Here is an 8,535-nt window from a genome sequence, read left to right on the forward strand (position 1 = left end):
GTCAATTTTCTATTGGTTATCTCGATTATTATCCTGGCTTATTATCAAGCCCTCGCCCGCCCCAGAGCCTTCGCCATGTCCGACCACGATGCCCGCCGCTTGCTCAACGACCGCCTGGACTGGAATCTGCTGCGCACCTTCCGGGTGATCGGCCAGGAACTGAGCATCAGCCGTGCGGCGGCGCGCCTGCACCTGACCCAGCCCGCGGTGAGCCAGGCCCTCAAGCGCCTGGAGGAACAACTGGGCCGGCAGTTGATCGCCCGCCGTGGCCCGCGCTTCGCCCTGACCGAAGTCGGCGAGCAGATCTTCGCCCTGGCCGGCGAGATCTACGGCCAGGTGTCCCAGGTCAGCAGCGTGCTGGAGCAGCCTGCCGACGAGGTGATCGGCAAGGTCCGGCTGTTGATCATCAGCCGCATCTGCAACGAGCGCTTCGACCAGTTCCTGGCGGACTTTCATCGCCAGCACCCACGGGTCGACCTGGAGGTGGACGTGATGCGCAGTTCGGACATCGTCAGCGCCCTGCAGGAAAAGACCGCGACCCTGGGCCTGAGCCTCAACCGCCGGCCGCAGCCGCGCCTGGAGCAACGCTTGTTCCTGCGCCAGCGCTATGCGTTCTTCTGTGGCAAGCACCACCCGCTGTTCGGCCGCGCGGATGTGGCCGAGGGCGACCTGCAACGGGAGAACTTCGTCAGTTTCACCAGCGACCAGATCGGCGGCATGCTCTCGCCGTTGACCATCTTCCGCGACCAGCAGGGCTTCAGCGGACGTATCGTCGCCTCCTCCCCCAGCCTGGAAGAAGTGCGCCGCCTGGTGATCGCCGGGTTCGGCATCGGCTGCCTGCCGGAGCATGTGGTGGCGGCCGATGTCGACAGCGGGCTGCTGTGGCGGCTACCGCCCCACGAGGGCATCGCCGATGTCGACATCCACCTGCTGTGGAACCGCGAGCAGCGCCTGAGCCGCGCCGAGGCGTTGTTCCTCGAACGCTTGCAGGCGTGCCTGGACGCTCAGTAGCCCAGGCGGCGGTCGGCCAGGTTCAGCAGCGGTTCGCCCGCCTCCAGGCGGCGCAGGTTCTCCGCCACTTGCCGGGCAATGCAATCGTGGGAGGCGGCCGAGGCCATGTGCGGGGTGACGGTGACCCCGGGCAGGCTCCACAGCCGATGCTCCGCCGGCAGCGGCTCCTGGTCGAAAACATCCAGCAAGGCGCCGCGCAGTTGGCCGCTGGCCAGGGCCTGTTGCAGGTCGTCGATCCGCAGGTGCCCGCCACGCCCGCAATTGACCAGCGCCGCCCCGGGCGCCAGCCGGGCGAAGGTGGCATGACCGAGGATGCCCCGGGTCTCGGGCGTCAGGGGCAGCAGGTTGACCAGCAGGTCCAGGCCGTCGAGGAAGCCATCCCGCCCCTCGGCGCCGGCGAAGCAGCGCACCTGGGGCAACTGCTTGGCGCTGCGGGCCCAGCCGCGCACCTGGTAGCCCGCGCCAGCCAGGTCCTGGGCGATGGCGGCGCCCAGGGAGCCCAGGCCCATGACCCCGACCTTGAAGTCCTGCGCCGGCACTTGCAGCGGCCGCTCCCAGCAGTGCCCGGCCTGCTGCCGCAGTACCCTGTCGAAGCCCCGGTGGTAGTGGATCACCGCCCAGCGCACGTACTCGGTCATGCCCTGGCGGTGCCCGGGGTCCACCACCCGGCACACCGGCAATGGCGGGCAGCCTGGATCGTGTTCCAGGTGATCGATGCCGGCCGCCACCGAATGGATCAACTGCAATGCCGGCAAGGCTCGCAGGCTGCCCGGCGGCGGGAACCAGCAGGCCGCCAGCCGTGCCTCGGCAGCCCCGGGGTCGCCTGCCAGCAATGCCTGCACCTGCGGCGCACTGCGGGCAAAGGCCTGCTGCAGTTGTTGCAGCAACAGGTGGTCACGGGACAGCAGCACCACAGGGCTCATGACAGGTAGGACTCGCGCTGGTGTTCGATCAGGGTCAGGGCCGCGTCCCAGGCCAGCTCGATGATGTGGTCGGCATCGTCGCGCTCGAACTGCTCGGCGGTGTGGACACAGACCTGCGGCGAGGGGTAGTTGAGCACCGAGCCACCGGCCAGGGCCTGTACCTGGGCCTGGCAGGCGCGCTCCAGGAAGTGGATCTCGTGGAAGGCGTGGGCCACGCTGGCACCGCCCACCAGCAGGCCGTGGTTGCGCAGGATCATGGCCTTGTGCGGGCCCAGGTCGGCGATCAGGCGCTGGCGCTCGTCCAGGGACAGGGCGATGCCTTCATAGGTGTGGTAGGCCAGCTTGCCGTAGAACTTCAGCGCGTGCTGGCTGATGGGCAGCAGGCCCTGCTGCTGGGCCGCTACTGCCATGCCGGCAGCGGTGTGGGTATGGATCACGCAGTTGAGATCGGGACGGGCCATGTGGATCGCCGAGTGGATGACGAAGCCGGCGGCGTTGACCCGGTGTCCGCTGTAGTGGGGATCGACGATGCGCCCCTCCTGGTCGATGCGTACCAGGTCGCTGGCACGCATGCGGTCGAAGATCACCCCGTAGCGGTTGATCAGGAAGTGGTGCTCGGGCCCGGGGATGCGCAGGGTGATGTGGGTGTCGATCAGGTCGGTCATGCGAAAGTGCGCCACCAGGCGATACAGCGCCGCCAGTTCGCAACGGGCTTGCCATTCGACGGCACTCATGTGTTCAGGTTTGCTCACGGATACACCTCTTGGGGAGCGGGTTGGACCACCGGCTTGGCGCGCATGCGCGCCAAGCCACAGACGCCGATCAGCGACAACGCCGACAGCAGGCTGAAGAACAGCGCCAGGGGCAGCCATTGCCCGGAAAACTTACTGGCCAGCAGCGTCCCCAGCAGCGGCGTGGTGCCGCCGGCCAGGGCGCAACTGAGTTGGTAGGCGATGGAGATGCCTGAGTAGCGCAGGTGCACCGGGAACGCCTGGGTCATGTAGCCGGCGATCACCGCGTACAGCGCCGACAGGATCACCACCGCCAGGGCGATGCCGAGGGTCATCAAGAGGATGTTCTGGGTACCGACCAGCAGGAACATCGGGTACGGCGTGACCATGCACAGCAGGGCCACCAGGGTCAGGAAGCGCCCTTCGCCGATGCGCTCGGCCAGCAGGGCCGAGAGCGGTTGCGACAGCAGCTGGATCACGGTGACGAGGAACAGGCAGTCGAGGATGGTGGCCCGGGGGATGCCCTGGTACTGGGTGACGTAGGTGATCATGAAGGTGTTGGTGAAGAAGAAACCGGCCGAACCTATGGTCACCGCCGCCGAGGCCAGGAGGATCTGCCGCCAGCAGTCGCGGACCACCTCCAGCACCGGGTAGCGCGCCGTCTCCTGGTTATCCCGGGCCTTGGCGAACTCCGGCGATTCATGCACCCCGCTACGGATCATCAGGCCCACCATCATCAGCACGCCACTGGCCAGGAACGGCAGGCGCCAGCCCCAGGCGAGGAAGTCCTCGGGGGCAAGGCTGGTGACCAGGCGAAAGGCGATCAAAGCCAGCAACAGGCCGGCGGGGCTGCCCAATTGGGCGAAGGAGGCGTAGAAGGTCTTGCGCCGGGCCGGAGCGTGTTCGCTGGCCATCAGCACCGCCCCACCCCATTCGCCGCCGACGGAAATGCCCTGGATCAAGCGCAACACGATCAGGCCGATGGGCGCCCAGATACCAACGCTGGCATAGCTGGGCAGCAGGCCGATGCCGGTGGTGGCCAGGCCCATCAGCGCCATGGTCACCAGGAGCATCTTCTTGCGCCCGAGGCGGTCGCCCAGGTGGCCGAAGACCATGCCCGCCATGGGCCGGGCGACGAACCCCACGGCAAAGCTGCCGAACGCCGCCAGGGTGCTGGTCACCGGGTCGCTGCTGGGAAAGAACACCTGCCCCAGCACCAGGGCCGCGGCCGTGGCGTAGATGTAGAAGTCGTAGAACTCGATGGTGGTGCCGATGAAGGCCGCTGCCGCGGCGCGTCGCGGCTGAGGGGTGCTGTGCATGCAAGGACCTGTGTATTTGTAGTTATGGGCAGGTGCTGAAGGCTTAGTCAGGCGGCGCTCTATGGCGCTTGTGGGCTTTATCGCCGTCGTGCCAGGATTAGTCAATTTTCGAATTCTTATCCTAACTATTAGCCTTGCTACTACTAGGGCACCCCATGGGCGCTTCTAAAAACGTAGGCGAGGCAGGTCGTTTTTAGAGGAGCCCCATGTCGACACTCGATCCTGTGACCGGCTCCTGGGCCGGACGGCGTTTTCTCAACGATCGCCTGGACTGGAACCTGTTGCGCACCTACCTGGTGATCGGCCAGGAAGGCAGCATGAGCCGCGCTGCCGCGCGCCTGCACATCACCCAGTCGGCGGTCAGCCAGGCCCTCAAGCGGCTCGAGGAGCAGCTGGACTGCCTGCTGATCGTCCGTAGCGGACGGCGCTTCGAACTCACCGAGACCGGCGAGGAAGTGCTGCGCATCGCCACCGATATCTATGGCGACATCTCGCGCCTGGGCACCGTGGTGCAAAGCCGTCAGGACGACGTGGTGGGCAAGATCCGCATTCTCACCGTCAGTGGGGTGAAGGCCCGGCATTACGATGAGTTCCTCGCTGACTTTCATGCCGCGCATCCGAAGATCGAGCTGGAGGTGGAGGTGCTGGGCAGTCCGGACATCATCAGTTCGCTGCTGCAAAAGACCGCGACCCTGGGGGTGGGCCTGTGCCGGCTGCCGCAGCCCAGGCTGGAGCAGCGAGTGCTGTTCCGGGAGCGCTACGCCTACTTCTGCGGCCCACGCCATCGGCTGTTCGGCCAGGCCAACCTGAGCCTGCAACAGCTGGCCACGGAGAACTTCGTCAGCTTCACCAGCGACCAGCTGGGAGGCAATCTGTCACCCCTGACGCTGTTTCGCGACCAGCAGGGCTTTACCGGCAAGATCGTCGCCTCTTCCACCAGTTTCGAGGAAATTCATCGGCTGATCTGCGCCGGCTTCGGCATTGGCTGCCTGCCGATCCACCTGGTGCGCCGGGACGTCGAACAGGGCTTGCTGTGGCCACTGCCGCCGGAGGATGGGGTGGTGGATTTCGATATCCAGCTGCTGTGGAACCGTGAGCAGAAGATGAGCCAGGCCGAGGCGCTGTTTCTCCAGAGCATCCAGCACATGCTCAGTATCCACGAGCAGGTGCCGGACAGCCTGGTGCTGCGCTGACTCAGACGTGGGGATCGCCAGGAGCCTTGGCCGGTGCGGCGTACTGCGGCTTGAGGTGGCCGTTCTGGTCCAGTAGCCAGGCGTCCATGATCTGCCGCACCACGGGGCCGGCGACCCGGCCACCGGCCTCGCCGTTCTCGATCATCACCGAGATCACGATCTGCGGATGCTCGGCCGGGGCGAAGCCGACGAACAGGGCATTATCGCGGTTGCGCTCACGGGTCTTGAGGCGGTCATAGCGCTCGCCCTGCTTGATCGCCACCACCTGGGCGGTACCACTCTTGCCCGCGATCCGGTACTGGGCCCCAGCGGCGGCGGCACGGGCGATGCCGCGAGGATCGTGCATGACCATCTGCATGCCATGGTTGACCTGGTCCCACTCGCGCGGGTCCTTCAACAGGATGTTGGGCATCGGATGCGGGTCCACCGGGGCCACGCCATCGACGGTCTTGGCCAGGTGCGGCCGGTTCCATACCCCCTTGTTGGCGATCAGTGCCGTGGCCTGGGCCAGCTGCAGCGGCGTGACCTGCATGTAGCCCTGGCCAATGCCGAGGATCAGCGTTTCTCCCGGGAACCACGCCTGGCGGCGGGTGGCGCGCTTCCAGGCCTGGGACGGCATCAGTCCCGGGGCTTCCTCGAACATGTCCAGGGAGACCTTCTCCCCGAGGCCGAACATGGCCATGTAGTCGTGCAGGCGGTCGATACCCAGCTTGTGGGCGAGGTCGTAGAAGTAGGTGTCGTTGGAACGCATGATCGCCGCGTCCATGTCCACCCAGCCGTCGCCGCTGCGGTTCCAGTTGCGGTATTTGTGGTCGTAGTCCGGCAACTGGTAGTAGCCCGGATCGAAGACGCGGCTGGAGGGGGTGACCACGCCGGTATCCAGGCCGGCGATGGCCACTTCCGGCTTGATGGTCGAGCCCGGCGCATAGAGGCCGCGCAACGCGCGGTTGAACAGCGGCCGGTCGATGGAATCATGCAGGGCGGCATATTCCTTGAAACTGATGCCGGTAACGAACAGGTTGGGGTCGAAGCTGGGGTTGCTGACCATGGCCAGCACTTCGCCGGTGGACGGGTCAAGGGCCACCACCGAGCCGCGGCGGTCGCCCAGGGCTTGCTCGGCAGCCTCCTGGAGCTTCACGTCCAGGCTCAGGACGATGTTCTTCCCGGGGACCGGATCGGTGTGCTTGAGCACGCGCATGACCCGCCCCTGGGCGTTGGTCTCCACCTCTTCGTAACCGACATGGCCGTGCAGTTCGGATTCGTAGAACTTCTCGATACCGGTCTTGCCGATGGATTGGGTACCGCGGTACTCCACCGAGTCCAGGGTCTTGGCTTCTTTCTCGTTGATCCGCCCGACATAACCGATGGAGTGGGCGAAGTGCATCCCCAGGGGGTAATGCCGGACGAACTGGGCTTCGACATCCATGCCCGGCAAGCGGTATTCGTTCACCGCCAATACGGCGATCTGCTCCTCAGTGAGCTGGTAGAACAGGGTGACGGGCACGAAAGGATGGCGGGCCTGCTTCATGGCCTTGTCGAACAGCGCCCGCTCTTCCGGCGGCAAGTGCAGGAGCTCGGCCACGGTATCCAGTTCGCCCTTGAGATCGGTGGCGCGCTCACGGGTGATGGTCAGGTTGAAGCTGGGGCGGTTGTCCGCCAGGACCACGCCATTGCGGTCATAGATCACCCCACGGGTCGGGGTGATGGGCAACACGTGGACACGGTTGTTCTGCGAAACGGTGGAGTGGTAGTCGAACTCCACCACCTGGAGGAAATACATACGCCCCACCAGCGCACAGGTGATGGCCGCTACCAGCACGGCGCAGGCCAGCAGCCGCTTGTTGACCAGGCGGGTTTCTTTCTCGTGGTCCTTGATCGGAATCGCTTCGGGCATTGCTACAGCTTCTCGGTGAAATAGAGGTCGACGCTGGTCCGTGCGGGTGAAATCGGGTCCGTAAAAAAGAGCTGCACCATACCAAAAACCGGCCGCCGACTTTGCCGGGATTTCCCCCACGGCTGATCAATGGTGCTGGCCGGAGGGCATTATTGACCTGTGATCAAGGGTGTTGTTCCGATTCTTGGGTTTTTCCCGCATTACTCACTGGGGAGACTGCAAGATGCTCTTGGCCGGTCGACCTGGCTGGCGCAAGAGCGTCTTGAAACCTGATGGAGAGTGAAGATGCCAAGCGAATATGTGGCCTGGGGCTGGACCCGGGGAGCCGGCCTGCCTGGCCTGCGATCGATCCGTAAAGCCCTGCCGCAACCGTCGGCCAATCAACTGCTGATCGCCAATAGCGTGATCGCGTTGAATCCGGTGGATTGGAAAATGATCGAATGGGGCCACGACGACTGGCGGGACGGCCATGTGCCGGGCGTGGATGGTGTCGGAGTAGTGGCGGCAGCAGGCTCTGATGCGAGCATCCGACCAGGAACCCGGGTGGCTTATCACCAGGGGTTGAGCGCTGACGGTAGTTTCGCCGAATACAGCCTGATCGATGCCAGGGCCGCCCTCGTCCTGCCCGATGAGCTGGACGACGCTGTGGCGGCGGCCTTGCCATGCCCCGGTCTGACGGCCCTGCAAGCTTTGGACAAGCTGCCCCAGGCGGGCGTGGGGGATGTGCTGGTGGTGGGTGCCGGCGGTGCCGTGGGCTCGTTGCTGGCGCAGATGGCGGTAAAAAGGGGGATGCGGGTCTGGGCCACGGCTTCAGCCAAGCATCATGAACGACTGCTGGAGCAAGGTGTGGTTGGAGTCTTCGACTACCACCGGCCAGAGTGGCGGACTGAATTGCAAGCCCGCCTGGGTAGCCGGCGGCTTTCGGCTATTTTCGATACGGTCAGCGGCAGACAAGCGGCGAACCTGGCCGAGTTGCTGGGCTACAACGGGCACTTGGTGTGTATCCAGGATCGCCAGGAGACGGCGCCGTTGCCAGCATTCAGCACAGCCATTTCCCTGCATGAAGTGGCGTTGAACAGTCTTCATGCACACGGCGTCGAAGCCGACTGGCAACGCTACCAGCAACAGGGTGCCTATTTGCTGCAGCAGGTTGCACAAGGTCAGCTCAAGGGCTCTGCCCTGTTGCCTTTCGACTTCAACGAACTGCCGGCAAAGCTCGAGGCGCTCAGGGATGCGGAGCAGCACGGCAAGTGGATCGCTCGCCTGCAGCCCGGGCAAGTGTTTGCCTGAGCCAGGTCAGGCCCGGCAAGTGCCGGGCCGCTTGCCAGGATTTCGCTCGCGCAAAGACAAAACCCCAACTGCTTTCGCAATTGGGGTTTCGGAATTTAATCTTGACGATGACCTACTCTCACATGGGGAAACCCCACACTACCATCGGCGATGCATCGTTTCACTGCTGAGTTC

Annotated in this window: 7 protein-coding genes and 1 rRNA gene; 3 read left to right on the forward strand and 5 right to left on the reverse strand. The window is 64.9% G+C overall.

Translation table 11 applies throughout. The features are described from left to right. The first annotated feature begins 75 nt into the window (after positions 1–75). Positions 76–1,011: a LysR family transcriptional regulator gene (locus tag GDH07_RS31885; protein ID WP_152899856.1), complete on the forward strand. Its 936-nt coding sequence runs from the start codon at positions 76–78 to the stop codon at positions 1,009–1,011. Here GDH07_RS31885 and GDH07_RS31890 read toward each other — a convergent pair. Genes GDH07_RS31890 through GDH07_RS31900 form a run of 3 tightly spaced genes read right to left on the reverse strand, consistent with a single transcriptional unit; the run spans position 1,005 to position 3,984 of the window. Further along, on the reverse strand, positions 1,005–1,934 hold the full coding sequence (locus GDH07_RS31890) for a 2-hydroxyacid dehydrogenase (RefSeq protein WP_152899857.1): 930 nt from the start codon (positions 1,932–1,934) through the stop codon (positions 1,005–1,007). The two genes, GDH07_RS31885 and GDH07_RS31890, sit on opposite strands and share 7 nt — an antisense overlap. After that, a complete protein-coding gene (locus tag GDH07_RS31895; RefSeq protein ID WP_053138829.1) occupies positions 1,931–2,686 on the reverse strand; it encodes a class II aldolase/adducin family protein in 756 nt (251 codons plus the stop codon). Before GDH07_RS31895 ends, GDH07_RS31890 begins: the two co-directional genes overlap by 4 nt. Then, complete coding sequence (locus tag GDH07_RS31900) at positions 2,683–3,984, reverse strand: MFS transporter (RefSeq protein ID WP_152899859.1); 1,302 nt, start codon at positions 3,982–3,984, stop codon at positions 2,683–2,685. Before GDH07_RS31900 ends, GDH07_RS31895 begins: the two co-directional genes overlap by 4 nt. Positions 3,985–4,190: 206 nt before the next feature. Here GDH07_RS31900 and GDH07_RS31905 point away from each other — a divergent pair, with 206 nt between their 5' ends. After that, a complete protein-coding gene (locus GDH07_RS31905) occupies positions 4,191–5,177 on the forward strand; it encodes a LysR family transcriptional regulator (RefSeq protein ID WP_085600592.1) in 987 nt (328 codons plus the stop codon). 1 nt (position 5,178) lies between these two features. Here the strand turns inward: GDH07_RS31905 and mrdA are convergent, their stop codons facing one another. Then, positions 5,179–7,071 carry a penicillin-binding protein 2 gene (gene mrdA / locus GDH07_RS31910; RefSeq protein WP_152899860.1) on the reverse strand — a complete coding sequence of 631 codons (1,893 nt, stop codon included), beginning with the start codon at positions 7,069–7,071 and terminating at the stop codon, positions 5,179–5,181. A gap of 285 nt (positions 7,072–7,356) precedes the next feature. Between mrdA and GDH07_RS31915 the strand changes: the two genes are divergently transcribed. Then, on the forward strand, positions 7,357–8,361 hold the full coding sequence (locus GDH07_RS31915) for an alcohol dehydrogenase catalytic domain-containing protein (RefSeq protein WP_152899861.1): 1,005 nt from the start codon (positions 7,357–7,359) through the stop codon (positions 8,359–8,361). Between the two features lie 99 nt (positions 8,362–8,460). On the opposite strand, the gene rrf is transcribed toward GDH07_RS31915, so the two are convergent. Beyond that, positions 8,461–8,535 (reverse strand): 5S ribosomal RNA (gene rrf, locus GDH07_RS33005); the annotation flags it as partial.

Origin of the sequence: Pseudomonas piscis, from assembly GCF_009380155.1 — a bacterium.
In the GTDB taxonomy this organism is placed as follows: domain Bacteria; phylum Pseudomonadota; class Gammaproteobacteria; order Pseudomonadales; family Pseudomonadaceae; genus Aquipseudomonas; species Aquipseudomonas piscis.

Excerpts from the sequence above, each read along its gene's own strand:
- GDH07_RS31885 (WP_152899856.1), top strand. The coding sequence starts at position 76 with ATGTCCGACCACGATGCCCGCCGCTTGCTCAACGACCGCCTGGACTGG.
- GDH07_RS31890 (WP_152899857.1), bottom strand. The coding sequence starts at position 1,934 with ATGAGCCCTGTGGTGCTGCTGTCCCGTGACCACCTGTTGCTGCAACAA.
- GDH07_RS31900 (WP_152899859.1), bottom strand. The coding sequence starts at position 3,984 with ATGCACAGCACCCCTCAGCCGCGACGCGCCGCGGCAGCGGCCTTCATC.
- GDH07_RS31905 (WP_085600592.1), top strand. The coding sequence starts at position 4,191 with ATGTCGACACTCGATCCTGTGACCGGCTCCTGGGCCGGACGGCGTTTT.
- mrdA (WP_152899860.1), bottom strand. The coding sequence starts at position 7,071 with ATGCCCGAAGCGATTCCGATCAAGGACCACGAGAAAGAAACCCGCCTG.
- GDH07_RS31915 (WP_152899861.1), top strand. The coding sequence starts at position 7,357 with ATGCCAAGCGAATATGTGGCCTGGGGCTGGACCCGGGGAGCCGGCCTG.